Origin of the sequence: Streptomyces sp. NBC_00425, from assembly GCF_036030735.1 — a bacterium.
Lineage (GTDB): Bacteria > Actinomycetota > Actinomycetes > Streptomycetales > Streptomycetaceae > Streptomyces.
The window spans coordinates 1,710,225-1,727,430 of sequence record NZ_CP107928.1; the positions used below are offsets into that span (position 1 = coordinate 1,710,225).

Genomic DNA, 17,206 nt, shown 5'->3' on the forward strand with positions numbered 1-17,206 from the left:
GGTCCGGAAAGTCGATCAGAAGCTAGGGGCGGGGCGAGAACACGTCAATCCTTTGCGCAGGAACACGAGGCGCCTGTGAGGCGACTGTGCCGCCGAAGGGTCCGACCCTCTCCGTCAGGACGCCCAACTCGCCATATTTCGCGTGCCGTTCCGCTGTTCGGGCGCCGCAGGTTACCGTGCGGTAGACAACGTCGTCCCGGAGGTGCCCCGTATGACGCCCGACCGTGCCGCAGGTCTGACGGACACCGCACGCGCCCTGGCCGAGGGCGAGGTGTCGTCCCGCACGCTCGTCGAGCGGACCCTCGCCCGGATCGAGGCGACGCAGGGCGTCCTCAACGCCTTCCGGGTGGTGCGGGCCGAGGCCGCGCTCGCCGAGGCCGAGGCGGCCGACCGGGAATTGGCGTCCGGCGTGCGCCGCCCTCTGCTCGGGGTACCCGTCGCCGTCAAGGACGACATGGACGTGGCGGGCGAGCCGACCGCGTTCGGCTGCGCCGGCGCCCACCCGCCCGTCGCCGAGGACGGCGAGGCGGTCCGCCGGCTGCGGGCGGCGGGAGCCGTGATCGTGGGCAAGACCAACACCTGCGAGCTCGGGCAGTGGCCGTTCACCGAGGGCCCGGCCTTCGGCGCCACCCGCAACCCGTGGAGCACCGGGCACACGCCCGGCGGATCCTCCGGCGGTTCGGCGGCGGCGGTGGCGGCGGGGCTGGTGCCGGCCGCCCTCGGCTCGGACGGGGCCGGCTCCGTCCGCATCCCGGCCTCCTGGACGCATCTGATCGGCGTCAAACCGCAGCGCGGCCGCATCTCGACCTGGCCGCGCGGCGAGTCCTTCCAGGGCATCACCGTCAACGGCACCCTGGCCCGGACCGTCGCCGACGCGGCCCTGCTGCTCGACGCGGCCGCGGGCAACCACGCGGGCGACCCGCACCGGCCGCCGGCCGTCGACGCCTCGGCGGCGGTGCGCCGCGACCCCGGAAGGCTGCGGATCGCGCTGTCGCTGAAGCCGCCGTTCACCGCCGTGGCCGCCCGTTTGCGGCCCGAGGTCCGCGCCCGGGTCCTCGAACTCGCCGAGACACTGGCCGGCCTGGGCCACACGGTCGAGGAGGCCGATCCACCGTACGGGCAGATCGGCCTCACCTTCGTGCCCCGGGCGACCGCGGGCATCGCCGAGTGGGTCGCCGACGCGCCCTTCCCCGCGCTCCTGGACCGGCGCACCCGGGACGCCGCCCGGCTGGGCAGACTGCTCGGCGGAGCGCCGCTGCGGGCGGCCCGGCGCGCCGAGACCGTCCTGCACCGCCGCGTCGGCGCCTTCTTCGACCGTTACGACGTGGTCCTCGCGCCGACGACGGCCGCTCCCCCGCCGCGCATCGGGGCCATGCTGGAGCTGAGCGGGATCGCCACCGACCGCGCCATGATCGCCGCCTGCCCGTACGCCTGGCCGTGGAACGTGCTGGGCTGGCCCGGCGTCAATGTCCCGGCCGGCTTCGCCCCCGGCGGGCTGCCGGTCGGGGCCCAGCTCCTCGGTCCGGCGCACAGCGAGCCGCTGCTGCTCTCGCTCGCCGCCCAACTGGAGGCCGAGCTGCGCTGGCACGAGCGGTGGCCGAGCGAAGCGGTCGCCGACTCCCCGGCCTGACGGCCGTGTTGTGCCCGTACCCTGTGACCATGGACGACGCGTCGATGGTCGGGCTGATGGGGCGGGTCACCGGGACGATCGGACCGGGGCTCGTCGGCGAGGTCATGGTCCGGGTGCGCGGCGGGGCCGAGCACTTCCTCGCCTACGCGGCGGACGGCACGGCCCGCATCGAGCGCGGCACCGTCGTGATGGTGGTGGAGCACCTGCCGCCCCGGTCGGTCTACGTCACCCGCGCGTACGACAGTTGAGCCCGCCGCGACCCAGGTGAGAGCCGCTTTCGTGCGGCTTCGGGAACGTAAGCGTCAAGATTGCAACAAGGATGCGTCAGCGTCTTCAACCCGGGGCCGGTGAGGCGCAGACTCCCTTCGTTCGGTGCCGAAAGGGCACCATCACAAGGGGGCGTATGCCGATGGTTGTCGGCGTCGTTGCGGGGGTGGCGGTTGTCGCCGTCCTCGCTCTGATCGGTCTGTTCAAGATGATGTGGCGCGTCGCGGAGCCCAACGAGGCACTCGTCATCTCCGGCTCCAACCACCGTACCGAGGGTCTCGAGGCGGGCATGGGTTTCCGCATCGTCACCGGACGCGGAACGCTGGTGATGCCCGGCGTGCAGGTGGTGCGCAAGCTGTCGCTCGACCTGAACGAGACCGAACTGCAGGTGGACTGCGTGACGCACCAGGGCATTCCGCTCAGGGTGCGGGGCGTGGTCATCTTCAAGGTGGGCGACGACTTCGTGTCGATCGCCAACGCGGCCCGGCGCTTCCTCGACCAGCAGAAGCTGATGTCGGAGCGGGTGCACAACGTCTTCGCCGGTCATCTGCGGTCCATCGTGGGCGGGCTGACGGTCGAGGACATGATCCGCGACCGGGAGAAGCTCACCGGGCAGACCCGTGCCGCCTGCGGTACGGAGATGGAGAAGCTGGGCCTGATCGTGGACTCGCTGCAGATCCACGAGATCGAGGACCCGACCGGATACATCAAGAACATGGCGATGCCGCACGCGGCGGCCGTGCAGCGGGACGCGCGCATCGCCCAGGCGGAGGCCAACCGGCTCGCCACGGAGGCGGAGCAGGCCTCGTTCGCCCGGATGGCGGAGGCCACCCGGGACAGCGAGATCCTCCAGGCCGGCTACCAGGCCGAGCGGGACAAGGCGGGAGCGAAGGCCCGTCAGGCGGGACCCCTCGCCGACGCCGCCGCCCGGCAGGAGGTCGTCGTCCAGGAGACACGGGTGGCCGAGCTGGAGGCGCACCGTCGCGAGCAGCAGCTCCAGGCTGACGTGCGCAAGCCCGCTGACGCGCAGGCCTACGAGAAGCGCACGCTGGCCGAGGCGGAGCGCGACGCCCGGATCTCGGCGGCCGAGGCCAAGGCGAAGGAGACGGAGCTCGCGGCGGCCGCCGAGGCGACCCGCGTCAAGCAGGCCGCCGGCGCCGAGGCCGAGGCGACCAGGACCCGGGGTGAGGCCTCCGCGGCCGCGACCCGGGCCACCGGTGAGGCCGAGGCGGCCTCCGCACAGGCCAGGGGTCTGGCGGCGGCCGAGGCGGCGAAGGCACAGGGTCTCGCGGAGGCGGAGGCCATCAAGGCCCGTGCCGCCGCGCTCGCCGAGAACCAGGAGGCGGTCGTCGCCCAGCAACTCGCCGAGAACTGGCCGGAGATCGTGAAGGCGGGCGCGTCCGCCTTCGGCAACGTCGACAACATGGTGCTGCTCAACGGCGCCGACGGCATGGCCGACGTGTTCGCCAAGGCGCTCACCATGGGCGGGACGGGACTGGGGCTGGCCCGGCAGCTGCTCGCCTCGATGAACCAGAACGGCCATGCTCCCGGCGGGAGTTCGCCGCTGAACGGGTCGGCAGCGCCGGCTTCGCAGAAGGTGACCGTCGAGGAGAGGTGACACACCGGTGAGGCACGGTCACGGGGACACCGCTTAAGGTGCCCCCGTGACCGCGTTTACCGATGCAGACGTCCCGGGCCGCTCCGGCCCCACCGCCACCGTCGAGGCCGACCCGCGTGAGGTCGGCCGGGTGCGAACCGAGTACTCCCCCGCGCACGACGGCGACCCGGACCCCGGCGAGATCGTGTGGACCTGGGTGCCGTTCGAGGAGAACGACGGCCGGGGCAAGGACCGTCCGGTGCTCGTCGTCGCCCGGGAGCCGGGCGGCACCTTCCTGGCCGTGCAGCTCTCCAGCAAACGGCACGACGGCGACCGGGAGTGGGTGGCCATCGGCAGCGGGCCGTGGGACCGGACCGGCCGCGACTCCTGGGTCGACGTCGACCGCGTGCTGCGACTGCACGAGGACGGCATGCGCCGTGAGGCCTGCGCGCTGGACCGGATGCGGTTCAACCTGGTGCGGCAGCGCCTGCACGAGCGCTACGGCTGGACCTGAGCACCCGCCCGGTCGAAGGCGTGCCCGAAGGCGGCGCGGACCGTGCCGCCCGGGGTCCGGTCCAGCACCCCGAAGACCACGTGGGCGAAGCTGTGCTCGAAGCGGCCGCCGGCCGCCAGCAGGGCCCGGAACGCCTCCGCCACCTGCGCGGGATCGTTGCGGAACACCCCGCAGCCCCACGCGCCCAGCACCAGGCGGCGGTAGCCGTGCGCGGCGGCCGTCTCCAGGACCCGTTCGGCGCGGGCGGACAGGGCGCGCGGCAGCTCGCCGGCCCGCTGCGGCGCCGTGCGCAGCACCACGCCCGCGTTCGGCGCGGCGGCCGTCAGGAAGCCGACGGTGTACGGCGCGTCCAGCAGACGGCCCCGGTCGTCGCGGAAGACGGGGACGGCCGGTGAGTGGATCACGCGGTCCGTGTAGAACGGGTCGCGGTGGGCGCGGTGGTGGTCGTAGAACCCCCGGGCCTCCAGCAGGCACGTGTACAGCGCGGAGGCCCGGCACAGCGCCTCCTCCTGCGCCTGGGCCCCGTTGAGGAAGCCGCCGCCGGGGTTGCGCGCGGACGCGAAGTTGAGGACGGCGACCGCCTCTCCCCCGGCGACCGGCGCTCCCCCGGCGACCGGCGCTCTCCCGGCGACCGGCGCTCTCCCGCCGACCGGCGCTTCCCCGGCGACCGGGTTCCCTGCGGCGGCCGGTTCCGCGGACGCGACGGCGAGCCGGCGGGCGGCCTCCAGGCTGCTCTCGCCGGTGACCTCGACGCGCAGGTCCACCGGCGGGGCCGCGGGCACGTCGACCGGTCCCGGTCCCCTCGTCCGCGTGCCGGCCCGGGCGGCCTCGACCGCCGCGGCGAGGGACACCTCGCGCCCGTCGGACGCGCGATAGCCGCCGGCGGTCACGATCCGCTCCGTCTCCCGGGCGATGCCGCGCAGGCGCGCGCTCACGGGGCCACCCCCGTGGACCCCGTGAGCGCGCGCCGCGCGGTCGCTCCCGGCCCGCACACCGCCTCGCGCCGCACGCGGCGCGTCTCCCCCGTCGAGCTCATGCACGCATCGTGAGCGATCCTGGACATCGTGTGCAACAAGATTTTCCGGCGCCTCGCCCATGTGGCGCATGCTCCGGGTCCGCCCCGGGAAGCAGCTCTGGGGCGGCGGGAAACCGGCAGTGAACCGGTGGAGAATCGCCACGGAACCCGGGCTTCACGGTCCTGAAAGTGCCGATGTGCACCCTTGTGCGAATCGGATTCAGGGTCTTGGGTGGAACGAGCTCTACCGGTCCGGCCGCACCGAGGCCCGACCGGTGGCATGGTGGAATCTCAGGAGGATCCCGACATGTCCGACTCGGTCAGCGACTGTACGAACGGAGCAGAACCGCGCACCGCCCTCACCGAAGCCGAGGTGGAGGCGCTCGTCAGGGGAATCTGCTTCAAGACCGGCCCGCCCCGAACCGTCGGGGTCGAGGTGGAATGGCTCGTCCACGGGCTGCACGCACCGCAGCTCCCCGTCACACCCGAACGACTCGAAGCGGCCTACGCCGCACTGCGGGACGTGCCCCTCGGCTCGCCGCTCACCGTCGAACCCGGCGGCCAGCTGGAGCTGAGCTCGCCGCCCGCCGCCTCCCTCATGGAGTGCGTGCACACCGTCTCCGCCGACCTGGCCGCGGTCCGCGCGACCCTGCACGAGCAGGGACTCGCCCTCGCCGGCATCGGCACCGACCCCTGGCACCCACCGCGCCGGTTCCTGCACGAACCGCGCTACGACGCCATGGAGGCCTGCCTCGACCGCACGGGACCGGCGGGCCGCGCCATGATGTGCACCTCGGCCTCCGTACAGGTCTGCCTGGACGCCGGATACGAGGAGCCGGGCCCGCTCGGGCACGGCCGGCGCTGGTGGCTGTCGCACACGCTGGGCGCGGTGCTGATGGCGGCCTTCGCCAACTCCCCGCTGCTCGGCGGCGTCCCCACCGGCTGGCGCTCCACGCGGCAGCTGCTGTGGATGGAGATCGGCGCCGGTCGTGCGGGCGGTCCGGCCATGGACGGCGATCCGCGCGCGGCATGGGCGCGGCACGTGCTGGACGCGCCGGTGATGTGCGTCCGGCGTGCCGAGGGCGCCTGGGAGGTGCCCGACCGCCTGACCTTCCGGCAGTGGACCCGAACGGGTGAGCCGACCCGGGAGGATCTCGACTACCACCTCACCACCTTGTTCCCGCCGGTCAGGCCGCGCGGCCATCTGGAACTGCGCATGATCGACGCACAGCCCGGCGACGACGGCTGGATCGTGCCGCTCGCCGTGACGACGGCCCTGTTCGAGGACCCCGAGGCCGCCGAGTTCGCCTACCGCGCGGTCAAACCGCTGGCCGAGCGGGCCCGGCCGCTGCCGGCCCCGCACAATCCGCTGTGGATGGACGCGGCCCGCAACGCGCTCACCGACCCCGAACTGCACGAGACGGCGGTCGCCTGCTTCGCCGCGGCCCTGCGGGCGCTGCCCCGCCTCGGCGCCGACGACGCCGTGCTGGAGGCCGTGACGGGCTACCGGGACCGCTACGTCCTCAAGGGGCGCACACCCGCCGACGACCAGCTCGACCGCCTGCGCGGCACGGACGCCCGCGCGCACGGGAAGGACCTCCGCCCATGACCGAGCCCGCCCTGGACGCGGAGCCCGCAACCGACGCGGCCGCCTCACCCGCCTCGAACACGGCCGCCCCGGACCCGGACGTGCTGCGCGCCCGCGCACTCGCCTCGCTCACGACGGCCCGCGCCCGCACGACGCTGCTGACCACCTGCGTCGAGGAACCCGACCTCACCGCCCAGCACTCCCCGCTGATGTCCCCGCTGGTGTGGGACCTCGCCCACATCGGCAACCAGGAGGAACTGTGGCTGCTGCGCGCGGTGGCCGGCCGGGAGGCGATGCGCCCCGAGATCGACGGCCTGTACGACGCCTTCGAGCACTCGCGCGCCGAGCGCCCCACGCTGCCCCTGCTGCCGCCCGCCGAGGCCCGGCGGTACGCGGCGGAGGTACGCGGCCGGGTCACCGACGTGCTGGAGTCGGCCGACTTCCACGGCACCCGGCTCACCGAGTCCGGCTTCGCCTTCGGGATGATCGCGCAGCACGAACAGCAGCACGACGAGACCATGCTGATCACCCATCAGCTCCGCACGGGGCCGCCGGTGCTCACCGCCCCCGACCCCGAACCGGTCCCGCTGTTCACCGGCCCGGCCGAAGTGCTCGTCCCGGGCGGTCCGTTCACCATGGGCACCTCCGGCGAGCCCTGGGCCCTGGACAACGAACGCCCCGCCCACCGGCGTGAGGTGGCCCCCTTCCACATCGACACGACCCCGGTGACGAACGCGGCCTACCAGACGTTCATCGAGGACGGCGGCTACGACGAGGAACGCTGGTGGACGCGGGACGGCTGGGCGCACATCCGCCGGCACGGCATCCACGCGCCGCTGTTCTGGCGCCGTGACGGCGGGCAGTGGATGCGCCGCCGGTTCGGCGTCACCGAGGTCGTGCCGCCCGACGAGCCGGTGCTCCACGTGTGCTGGTACGAGGCCGACGCCTACGCCCGCTGGGCGGGACGCCGGCTGCCCACCGAGACCGAGTGGGAGAAGGCGGCCCGCTTCGACCCCGCGACCGGCGGCTCGATGCGCTATCCATGGGGCGACGCCGATCCCACGCCGGAACACGCCAACCTGGGCCAGCGCCATCTGCGTCCGGCCCCGGCGGGCAGCTACCCGGCCGGCGCCTCCCCGCTCGGCGTACGGCAGTTGATCGGCGACGTCTGGGAGTGGACGTCCAGCGACTTCCTTCCCTACCCGGGCTTTCGGGCGTTCCCGTACAAGGAGTACTCGGAGGTGTTCTTCGGGCCCGAGCACAAGGTGCTGCGCGGCGGTTCGTTCGCGGTGGACCCGGTCGCCTGCCGGGGCACCTTCCGCAACTGGGACTACCCGATCCGGCGGCAGATCTTCTCCGGGTTCCGCACGGCCCGCCCGGGGGCGCTCTGATGTGCCGTCACCTCGCCTACCTGGGGCCCGAGGAGGCACTCGGCAGGCTCCTCGTCGATCCCCCGCACGCGCTGTACCGCCAGTCGTGGGCGCCGCGGCGGCAGCGCCACGGCACGGTCAACGCGGACGGCTTCGGGGTGGGCTGGTACGCCGCGGGCGACCCGGCGCCGGCCCGCTACCGCAGGGCCGGGCCCATCTGGGCGGACCTGTCCTTCGCCGACCTGGCCCGGGTCGTGCGCAGCGGGGCCGTGCTGGCCGCCGTCCGGGACGCCACCCTGGCCGGCGCCGACGCGGAGGCCGCGGCGGCCCCGTACGCGGCGGACGCCTGGCTGTTCAGCCACAACGGGGCGGTCGCCGGCTGGCCGCGCTCGCTGGGGCCGCTGACGCGCACCCTGCCCGCCGCCGACCTGCTGTCCATGGAGGCCCGCAACGACTCCGCGTTCGTGTGGGCGCTGCTCCTCGCCCGGCTGCGCGCCGGGGACCCGGCGGGCCAGGCGCTGACGGACACCGTCCTCGAGGTCGCCGCCGCGGCCCCCGGCTCCCGGCTCAACCTGCTGCTCACCGACGGGACGGCCGTCACCGCGACCGCATGGGGCGACACCCTCTGGTATCTGGCGGACCCCGGCAGGGGCACGGTGGTCGTGGCCTCCGAACCGTACGACGACGATCCGCGCTGGCAGGAGGTCCCGGACCGGACCCTGCTCGTGGCGAGCCGCGCCGACGTCCTGCTCACCCCGCTCAAGGACCCGAGCGCGGACACGGCATCCGCACCACGCAAGGAGACCGGTACGTGAGTCCGTTCCCGATCACCCCCGCCCTCCCCGAGGACGGCACCGACGCCGCCGGCGAAAGGCGATCCCCCCATCCCGCCGACGAGGCGGCGGCCGAAGAGAGGCACTCATGACCGGCACCCGCGCCTACGGCTACACCGACACTCTCGAGGCCGAGCACTACGGCACCGCCCTGCGCGCCGATGTCGGCGCCGGGCTGACCCGTACCCCGAAGTCCACGGCGCCCACCTGGTTCTACGACGCCCGGGGCAGCGAGCTCTTCGAGGAGATCACCCAGCTTCCGGAGTACCCCCTGTGGCGAGCCGAGCTCGGGCTGCTGCGGCTGCACGCCGGCGACATCGCCGCGCGGACCGGGGCCCGCAGCCTCGTCGAGCTCGGATCAGGCAGCTCGACCAAGACGAAGCTGATCATCGAGGCGTTGGGGCCGACGGGCCTGCACTACGTTCCGATCGACGTCAGCGCGGACGCGCTGCACCAGGCCGGCGCGCAGCTCGTCCAGGAATACCCGGGCATCCGGCTGCACGCCCTGCGGGCCGACTTCACGGCTCCGCTCGTCCTTCCGGAGCTGCCCGCGGAGGGTTCCCGGATCATCGCCTTCCTCGGCAGCACGCTGGGCAACTTCCTGCGGCCCGCCCGCGGCCCCTTCCTGCGGGGGCTCCGGGACATCATGCGCCCAGGGGACTTCCTGCTGATCGGCGCCGACCTGGTGAAGGACGAGCAGGAGATGATCGCCGCCTACGACGACGTGCAGGGCGTCACGGCCGAGTTCGACAAGAACCTGCTGCACGTCCTGAACCGTGAACTGGACGCCGACTTCGACCCCGACGCCTTCGATCACGCCGCCGTGTGGAACAGCGGGGAGAGTCACGTCGAGATGAGGCTGCGCAGTCGAACCGAGCAACTGGTGAAGATCCGGGAACTCGACCTGGCCGTGCCGTTCGAACGCGGCGAGGAATGGATCACCGAGCGCAGCGCCAAGTTCACCGTCTCCGGGCTGCAGCAGGAGATGGCCGCCGCGGGCCTTCGCACGCGGGAGCTCTGGGCCGACCCCGACGCCGGCTTCATGCTCACCCTCGCCACCGCGCACTGAGCCGGCCCACCGCCCGCCGACGGTACGCCCCGGGGTTCCCGGGGGCGGGGCTCATGCCGTGAGTCCCGCCCTCGCCCGGGCCGTCGGCGGCCACCCCGGCCGGCTCCCCGCCGGCCCGCCCCGCCCCGCCGTCCCGCCCCGCCGGCCCACTCCGCCGGTCACGGATGGAAGGGGTCCCAGCCCGGCTCCCCGGTGGACGAGGGGCTGACGGCGGACCGGCCCGGGGCGCACCGCGCGGGATCGGGCGGCGGGAACAGCCGGTACGCGCCGACCCGGTCGGTGACGAACCGTACCGACGCGTCCACGTCGGCCGACGGGCCCGGTGTCACCCGGGGCAGCTCTCGTCCGGTCAGGGGTCCACCCGCGTACACGGCGGCGAGCACCCCGACGCACACGCCTTCCCGCCCGGCGGGAAGGCCACCGGGGAAGCCGACGGTCCGGGTCGTGCCACCGTCCGCAGTGAGGTGACGGCGCCTGACGGACGACGAAACGGTCCGCGTCGCCGTGGCCGTCGTCGTCGTGGCCGTCGTCGTGGTCGTGGTCGTGGTGAGCGTCCAGAACTCGACCTGCACGTCGAGCGGACGGCACAGCCGCCGGGCGTCGACCGACCGCGGCGCGCCCACGACGACCGACATCCTGGCGCCCGACGCGGCGGCGCCCTCGGCCGTGCGGAAGGAGACCGCACCGCGCAGCCAGGCGGCCTTCTGCCGTGCCGACCATGTGCCGTCGGCACGGCAGCCTCCGGTCCGCGTGGTCTCGGACGCCTTCGAGCAACCGGCGGTGAGCAGGGCGAAGGCAGTTGCGAGGGCCGCTGCGAGGGCCGTCAGCGCCCCGCGGCGGAGCCGGGTCCGGATGGTGTGCATGGATTCCTCGTTCGTCACGGGCCGGCCCGCGGACGTCCGATCTGCGGGCGGCGAGCAGTCTGCCGGGAGCCGGCCCCTGCGAGGACGCCGGAAAGCCGCTGTGTCCGCTTCGTGATCATGGGGATGGCGTGTCGCGCCCCGGACCGCGTGCCGTTCGTCTCGTGGCCGAGGCCCCGGAGCTTCTCCGGGGAGACGGTTTGCCGCGCGGAACTCCCCTTTCCGGCGATCCGTAGCCGAAATCACCGAACAGTTGAGCAATCGGCTTCCCGTGTTCACGATTTCCCTGTCGAACGCCCGACGGCAGACCTCGGGCCCCAGCGCTGCAGAAGCGAGTCGAGCATGGTGCGTGTCCGTGCGTCTCTGTCCCAGCTGCCCGCCCGTGTGCCGGGCCGCGATGTGCCCGACTCCCGCCCCGACGTCGTCCGTCCGGTGCCCGGCGAGGGCGTCCGGGTGACGATCGGGGTGCCGGCGCAGTACGACGCCCTGTCGGCGCTCGCGGCGAGCCGGAGAGGCTGACGGCCGTGCGCCCCGGCCCCTACGAGCGTCATCGCGAACTCCTGCACAGCGTCGTCCGCGCCCTCGCCGCCGGTGAGTGCCACCGTCCCTTCGCCGAGGCGACCGTCCAGGACGCGGCCGACGCGGGCATGCGGTCGACCCGCACCGCGGGAAAGGTGTTCGGCTCGCTGCTGGGGCGGCCCTTCGATCTGGTGCAGCCCGGCGAAGTCGCCCGTGTGCGCACGGAGTCGTCGCCGTACGGGCTCGGCCTCGCCATCGCCTATCCCCGATGTGAACCCTCGGAGCTGGTCGCGGCGGCAGCACGGGCGGCGCCCGGCTGGCGTGCCGCGGGGCCCCGTCGGCGTGCCGGGCTCGCCGTGGAGATCCTGCGGCGGCTCAACACCCGCAGTCACGAACTGGCCCTCGCGGTGCACCACACCACCGGTCAGCCGTTGCGGGCCGCGCTGCACGCCGCCGGGCCGCGCGCGCAGGACCGTGCGCTCGAGGTGGTGGCCCAGGCCTTCGCCGAGTCGGAGCGGGTTCCGTCCGGCCTGCACTGGGAGAGCGCGGGACGACGCGGTGGGCCACCGCTCGCACTGCGGGGTACCTGCACCCTGGTGCCACGTGGCGTGTCACTGCTCATCGGCTGTCCCGACTTCCCGCTCTGGAACGGTTACCCGGGCCTGTTCGCCAGCCTGGTCACCGGCAATCCCGTCGTCGTCGCCCCGCATCCGCGCTCGGTGCTGCCGCTGGCGATCACCGTGCGCGTCGCCCGGCAGGTGCTGGAGGAGGCCGGTCACGACCCGGACCTCGTGACCCTCGCCGTGTCGGAGCCGGGGCGGAGGGCGCACCTGCGGCTGGCCACCGACCCGGCCGTGCGGATCGTCGACTTCACGGGCTCCGCGCGCGTCGCGGACTGGCTGGAGCGGCATGCCGCGCAGGCCACCGTGTTCGCCAACCGGACCGGCCTGAACACCGTCGTCGTGGACTCGACCGACGACTACCCCGGCCTGGTCCGCGGGCTCGCCCTCTCCTCCTGCCTGTGCAACGGGACGGTGCGCACCACACCGCAGAACATCCTGGTGCCGGAGCGCGGCTTCGGCACCGACGAAGGCCACAAGACACTGCGTGACCTGGGGACCGACCTCGGTGACGCCGTGGACCGGCTGCTCGGACACCCCGTGCGCGCGGCGGGGGTGCTGGGCGCGACAACCGACGACGAGGTGCGCGCCGCGCTGACCGAGGCCGCACGGTACGGCCCGGTCGTGCACGCCTCCGGCCCGGTGCCCCATCCGCGCCATCTGGGCGCCGAGCTGCGCAGTCCGCTGCTGGTGCGGCTGCGCGCCTCGGACGAGCAGGTCTACACGCGGGAGTGGCCCGGACCGATCTCCTTCCTCATCGGCACCGAGTCCACCTCGCACAGTCTGGCGCTCCTGCGCCGTACGGTGGCGCGGCACGGCGCGCTCTACGCCTCGGTGCACTCCACCGACACGCTGGTCCTCGCGGCGGCCGAGACGGCGGCGCTCGACGCCGGGGTGCCGCTGGTGGAGAACCTGGACGATCTGCCGGCCGACCCGTCCTCGGCACTCGCGGATCTGCCGGGCGGGGGAGCCCACTTCGTCACCGGGCGGTTCCGGGTGGTGCGCTCACGCAGGCACGCCACGCCGCCGCCGGGTCCCGCGCCGGCGTCCGCGAGGTGCGTCGAGGCCGCCGAGCTGGTGGACCGGTGAAGCCGCCGGCCTCAGTCCGTCCAGGTGGCGCCGCGTCCCCGCACCTCGTCGAAGACGAGCCAGGTGCGGGTCGAGCGCACGCCCGGCACCGCCTGGATGCTCTCCAGCACGACCGTGCGCAGGGCCAGGTTGTCCGGGGCGCGCACCAGCACCAGGACGTCGAAGTCGCCGGTGACGAGGGCGACATGCTCCACGTAGGGGATGCGGCGCAGGTCGCGGGAGATGTCACGCCAGGCGTTCTGCTCGATGCTCATCGTGACGTACGCGCTCGTGCCGAGGCCCGCCCGCTGGGCGTCGAGCTGCGCGGTGAAGCCCGTGATGACGTCCTCGGCCACGAGCCGGCCGATGCGGGTGTAGGCGTTGGCCCGGGAGATGTGCACCTGCTCGGCGAGTGAGCGGACCGAGATCCGGCCGTCCTCGAGGAGCCGGCTGAGGATCTGCCGGTCGATGTCGTCGAGCGGGACGGCGGTGCGTCCGGCCGCTGCCGTCGGCGGCGAGTCTCCCTCGGACACCTTGTCCTCCCTGGCCGTCGATTTCGGCAGTTCATCACCGGTTCGGTGGGACTGCTGAACACATATTCAGGTATCGGCGCACTTCTCCTGTCAAGTGTCCGGAGGAAGCACGTGCCCTCAGAGCGCCGAGAAGGACGCCCGGGCGGCCCCGTCGTGGCTCAAGGGCCGGCGTGGCTCAGGAACCGGCGTGGCGTCGCAGGAGGGGGCGCACGCTGAGGGGCTGCAGTTCACTCAGCACGATGGTGGTGTTGGAGCGGACGACGCCGGGGACTTCGAGGAGGTGGTTGGTGATGCGGTGGAGGTCCGTGGTGTCACGGGCGACGACCCGGGCGAGGAGGTCCGCGTCGCCGGTGGTGACGAGGAGTTCGACGACTTCGGGGATGCGCAGGACGCCCTCGCGGGTGGGCTCCCCCACTCTCTGACTGATCGACAGGGTGATCAGGGCGAGCAGGGGGTAGCCCAGCGCGGCCGGGTCGACCCGGCGGCTGGGTTCCTTGAGGTGGCCGCTCTCCTCGAGTCTGCGCAACCGGCTCTGGACCGTGTTGCGGGCGAGGCCGAGCCGGTCGGCCAGAGCCACGGTGGTCGCCTGCGGGTCCGCGTCGAGCGCGAGGAGGATGCGGGCGTCGACGGCGTCCACGTTTCGCATGATGCCCAGTATGCCACGGCACACACCTATGCCATTGAGCATAATGCGCAATGCATTGGACGCATATTGCGCATCCTGATGACCGTTCCTAGGTTTCGGCCATGCAGAAAGCACCATGCGATGACATGACAGTGAAGAGCGTCTCCCCTGCCGAGGGCCGGGTGTGGGGTGACGAGGACGAGGTTGTCTCGGTTGCCGTGCAGTACGCCTGGCAGCGTCTGAGGCAGGACCCGGACCCGGTGACGGGCGCCCGCCCCGCAGCCGACCTGGCCGAAGCCGCCGGCAGCACCGTCACCGCCCCCGGGATCGGCGCCGCCGCAGCGCTCTCTCTCTTCGACCGCGTCCTGGCGCCCGCCACCCGTGCCCAGAACGGGCCGACGAACCTGGCCTACATCCCCGCGGCCCCCACCCGGGCCGCGCTCGCCTTCGAAGCCGTCACCGGTGCGGCGAACATCTTCGCGGGGACCTGGGAGGCCGGGGCCGGGGCCATCCACGCCGAGAACGAGGCGCTCGCGTGGCTCATCCGGCTGCTCGGCTGGCCCGCCACCGCGGCGGGATGCTTCGTCAGCGGCGGCACCATGGGCAACCTCTCCGCCCTCGTCGCGGCCCGCGCCGCCGCCTCCGGCCGGCCCCGCCCGGCCGGAGGCTGGAAGATCGTGTGCGCCGACAGCGCACACTCCTCGATCCGGTCCGCGGCGCGCGCCATGGACGTGGAGGTGGTCACCGCGCCCGTGGACCGGCACGGGCACCTCACCGGAGCCGCCGTGAACGCCGCCCTCGACGCCACCGACGGGGTGTTCGCCGTCGCGGCCACCGCGGGGACCACGAACGCCGGCCTGGTCGACGAGCTCGACACGATCGCCGACGCCTGTGAACGGCACGGCGTGTGGCTGCACGTCGACGGCGCCTACGGCGGAGCCGGCCTGGCGGCTGCCAGCGTGCGCCATCGCTACACCGGCATCGAGCGCGCCGACAGCTTCGTCGTCGATCCCCACAAGTGGCTGTTCGCGCCGTACGACTGCTGCGCGCTGCTCTACCGCGACCCCGCTCCGGCACGCGCCGCGCACAGTCAGTCGGCGCACTACCTCGACGCCATCGACCGCGACGCCCACAACCCGTCGGACCTGGCGCTCCACCTCAGCCGCCGCGCCCGCGGCCTGCCGTTCTGGTTCAGCCTGGCCGTCCACGGCACCGACCGCTACGCGACCGCCGTGGAACGGACCCTGACCACCAGCCGACAGGTCGCCGACGCCATCCGGGCAAGCGACCACCTGCGCCTGGTCGCCGAACCCGAGTTGTCCGTCGTCCTGTTCGAACGACCGGGATGGAGCGCGCAGGACTACGCGGCATGGTCCGCGCAGGCCGCCCGGACGGGTGCCACGCTGTGCGTGCCGACCCGGTGGAACGGCAGGACGGTCCTGCGCATGGCCTTCGTGAACCCCGACACCCGTGCGGACGAGGTGATCGAGGTGCTCCACACGCTCCGCCGCACCGTCCGGCCGGGCCCGCCGCCGGCCGCAGCAGCTCGCTGACGGTCCTCCGCGCGAGGTCGGCGTCGCACGCGAGCCGTCGGCCAGGTTCCCGCGGGGGGCGGAGCGGGGACGGAGCGAGGGCGGAGCGGGGACGCTCAGGAGGTCACCGTCAGCGCCCGGGTGATCCGGCGGGCGGCGCTGCGGGCCTCGGTCGCCGGGTCGGCCCCGGTGAGCACCTTCGTCATGTAGCCCTTGATCGGGTTGTCCGCCTCGACGGCGGCCCACTCGGGCGTGCTGGGGGTCGCGCGGCCCTGCGCGGCCCCCGCCGCCATGGCCGAGGCGCCCTCCTCCCCCGCGACGGCTCCGGCCAGTTCGGCCTTGTTGGGCACGTAGTCCATGGTGCGGGCCAGCTCGGTGTCCCATCTGGCGCCGGTCAGCGCGGCGACCACGGCGACGGCGCCCGCGCGGACGTCGGTGTTGCGGGGGACGACGAGGTCGGATCCGCCGGTGAAGACGGCGCCCGGCCGGTCCGCGCTCTTGCCGGGCACCGGGAAGAAGCCCAACTCGCCCTCCAGGGCGGGGTTCTGCTCCAGCACGACCCGAGCCAGCCCGGGCACGGCCACGATCTGGGCCACCCTGCCCGCGGCGAACACCCCCGCCTGGGGCGGGTGTTCCTCGTCGGCGGCGACCGGTCCCCTGCCGAGCGACTGCAGGCGCCGGTAGAAGTCCATGCCGCGCAGGGCGGCCTTCGTGTCGAGGGCGCCCTGCCAGCGCCCGCCCTCCTCGGTGGCGAGGTCGCCGCCCTCGTCCCAGATGAACCCGGAGAGGGTGTACCAGTCCTGGCCCGCGAGATAGATGCCCTGCCGGCCGCCCGCGTTCAGCTTCCGGGTGGCGGCCAGCCACTCGGCGCGGGTGCGGGGCAGGGCGGTGACGCCGGCCTGCTCGAAGAGGTCCTTGCGGTAGATCACCACCCGGTTGGCCGCGTACCAGGGGATGCCGTACTGGTGGAAGCGCTGCTGTCCGGGTTCGGCGAGACCGGGCAGCCAGTCGTCCCGTCCCCACTTGGCCGCCGACTCCAGCGTCAGGTCGAGCAGCCCCCGCCCGACGACGTACCGCGGCACCTGGGTGTTGCCCACCTCGATGACGTCCGGCCCGTTCTCGTCGTCGGACCCGGCCTCCAGGGCGGCCTCCACCTTGTCGCCGACGCCGGTCCACTCCTGGATGCGGACGTCGAGGTCGAGGTCGGGGTGGCCGTGTTCGAAGTCCGCGGTGAACCGGTCCAGGAACTCCTGCGAGGCGCTGTCCTTCATCAGCCACACCGTGACCGTGCTCCGGTCGGGTCCCCCCGTCCCGGGCAGCACCCCACAGGCGGTCAGAAGGGCGGCGGACACACAGAGGAGGGCGAGGAGGCGACGTCGCACGGGGGTCCTGTTCTGTCTGGCGGACAGGGCGGGGGCCCGACATGGGGGACGAGCGCGGCGCTCGAACGGGTGCCCCGGATTTTGGTATGGACCAATGCGAGGGGTCAAGGGGATCGACCCGGAAGCCGCCCGTCCGCGCCGACGCCTCGCGCTCCGACGCAGCTTGGGGCACGGTGGAGTGACG

16 protein-coding genes are annotated in these 17,206 nt (G+C 73.7%); 11 read left to right on the top strand and 5 right to left on the bottom strand.

Annotation, left to right across the window (positions count from 1 at the left end):
- Positions 1–211 precede the first annotated feature (211 nt).
- From OHS82_RS07045 to OHS82_RS07060, 4 genes are all read left to right on the top strand, one after another.
- Positions 212–1,630, top strand: coding sequence for an amidase (locus OHS82_RS07045; protein ID WP_057581009.1), 1,419 nt, complete (start codon positions 212–214; stop codon positions 1,628–1,630).
- A 29-nt stretch (positions 1,631–1,659) separates the two neighbouring features.
- A complete protein-coding gene (locus OHS82_RS07050; protein ID WP_199863848.1) occupies positions 1,660–1,878 on the top strand; it encodes a hypothetical protein in 219 nt (72 codons plus the stop codon).
- Positions 1,879–2,033: 155 nt separating this feature from the next.
- On the top strand, positions 2,034–3,515 hold the full coding sequence (locus tag OHS82_RS07055) for a flotillin family protein (protein ID WP_057581010.1): 1,482 nt from the start codon (positions 2,034–2,036) through the stop codon (positions 3,513–3,515).
- Positions 3,516–3,561: 46 nt separating this feature from the next.
- Positions 3,562–4,008 (top strand): type II toxin-antitoxin system PemK/MazF family toxin, encoded by a 447-nt coding sequence (locus OHS82_RS07060; RefSeq protein ID WP_057581011.1) that lies wholly within the window; start codon positions 3,562–3,564, stop codon positions 4,006–4,008.
- Here the strand turns inward: OHS82_RS07060 and OHS82_RS07065 are convergent.
- Positions 3,993–4,943 (bottom strand): TIGR02452 family protein, encoded by a 951-nt coding sequence (locus tag OHS82_RS07065; protein ID WP_443061772.1) that lies wholly within the window; start codon positions 4,941–4,943, stop codon positions 3,993–3,995. The two genes, OHS82_RS07060 and OHS82_RS07065, sit on opposite strands and share 16 nt — an antisense overlap.
- Positions 4,944–5,330: 387 nt before the next feature.
- On the opposite strand from OHS82_RS07065, the gene egtA reads away from it, so the two are divergent.
- From egtA to egtD, 4 genes are all read left to right on the top strand, one after another.
- Positions 5,331–6,632 carry an ergothioneine biosynthesis glutamate--cysteine ligase EgtA gene (gene egtA / locus OHS82_RS07070; RefSeq protein WP_057581013.1) on the top strand — a complete coding sequence of 434 codons (1,302 nt, stop codon included), beginning with the start codon at positions 5,331–5,333 and terminating at the stop codon, positions 6,630–6,632.
- Positions 6,629–8,002, top strand: a complete 1,374-nt coding sequence (gene egtB, locus OHS82_RS07075; protein ID WP_057581014.1) for an ergothioneine biosynthesis protein EgtB — start codon at positions 6,629–6,631, stop codon at positions 8,000–8,002. The genes egtA and egtB overlap by 4 nt, the downstream gene beginning before the upstream one ends.
- Positions 8,002–8,796 carry an ergothioneine biosynthesis protein EgtC gene (gene egtC, locus OHS82_RS07080; RefSeq protein WP_057581015.1) on the top strand — a complete coding sequence of 265 codons (795 nt, stop codon included), beginning with the start codon at positions 8,002–8,004 and terminating at the stop codon, positions 8,794–8,796. Before egtB ends, egtC begins: the two co-directional genes overlap by 1 nt.
- A 106-nt stretch (positions 8,797–8,902) precedes the next feature.
- Positions 8,903–9,883, top strand: a complete 981-nt coding sequence (gene egtD / locus OHS82_RS07085) for an L-histidine N(alpha)-methyltransferase (RefSeq protein ID WP_328433518.1) — start codon at positions 8,903–8,905, stop codon at positions 9,881–9,883.
- A gap of 158 nt (positions 9,884–10,041) precedes the next feature.
- On the opposite strand, the gene OHS82_RS07090 is transcribed toward egtD, so the two are convergent.
- Positions 10,042–10,746 carry a hypothetical protein gene (locus OHS82_RS07090; protein WP_328433519.1) on the bottom strand — a complete coding sequence of 235 codons (705 nt, stop codon included), beginning with the start codon at positions 10,744–10,746 and terminating at the stop codon, positions 10,042–10,044.
- A gap of 339 nt (positions 10,747–11,085) precedes the next feature.
- Here OHS82_RS07090 and OHS82_RS07095 point away from each other — a divergent pair, with 339 nt between their 5' ends.
- Positions 11,086–11,262: a hypothetical protein gene (locus tag OHS82_RS07095; RefSeq protein WP_157876390.1), complete on the top strand. Its 177-nt coding sequence runs from the start codon at positions 11,086–11,088 to the stop codon at positions 11,260–11,262.
- A 5-nt stretch (positions 11,263–11,267) separates the two neighbouring features.
- Positions 11,268–12,971, top strand: coding sequence for an aldehyde dehydrogenase family protein (locus OHS82_RS07100; RefSeq protein ID WP_328433520.1), 1,704 nt, complete (start codon positions 11,268–11,270; stop codon positions 12,969–12,971).
- Between the two features lie 11 nt (positions 12,972–12,982).
- Here the strand turns inward: OHS82_RS07100 and OHS82_RS07105 are convergent, their stop codons facing one another.
- Together OHS82_RS07105 and OHS82_RS07110 are read right to left on the bottom strand one after the other, a co-directional pair.
- Entirely contained in the window at positions 12,983–13,483 is a 501-nt protein-coding gene (locus OHS82_RS07105; RefSeq protein ID WP_057581018.1) for an Lrp/AsnC family transcriptional regulator, read from the bottom strand.
- Positions 13,484–13,658: 175 nt separating this feature from the next.
- Complete coding sequence (locus OHS82_RS07110; protein WP_242433245.1) at positions 13,659–14,129, bottom strand: Lrp/AsnC family transcriptional regulator; 471 nt, start codon at positions 14,127–14,129, stop codon at positions 13,659–13,661.
- Positions 14,130–14,254: 125 nt separating this feature from the next.
- Here OHS82_RS07110 and OHS82_RS07115 point away from each other — a divergent pair, with 125 nt between their 5' ends.
- Complete coding sequence (locus OHS82_RS07115) at positions 14,255–15,661, top strand: pyridoxal phosphate-dependent decarboxylase family protein (protein ID WP_328433521.1); 1,407 nt, start codon at positions 14,255–14,257, stop codon at positions 15,659–15,661.
- A gap of 95 nt (positions 15,662–15,756) precedes the next feature.
- On the opposite strand, the gene OHS82_RS07120 is transcribed toward OHS82_RS07115, so the two are convergent.
- Positions 15,757–17,022 carry an extracellular solute-binding protein gene (locus OHS82_RS07120; RefSeq protein ID WP_328433522.1) on the bottom strand — a complete coding sequence of 422 codons (1,266 nt, stop codon included), beginning with the start codon at positions 17,020–17,022 and terminating at the stop codon, positions 15,757–15,759.
- Positions 17,023–17,206 lie beyond the last annotated feature (184 nt).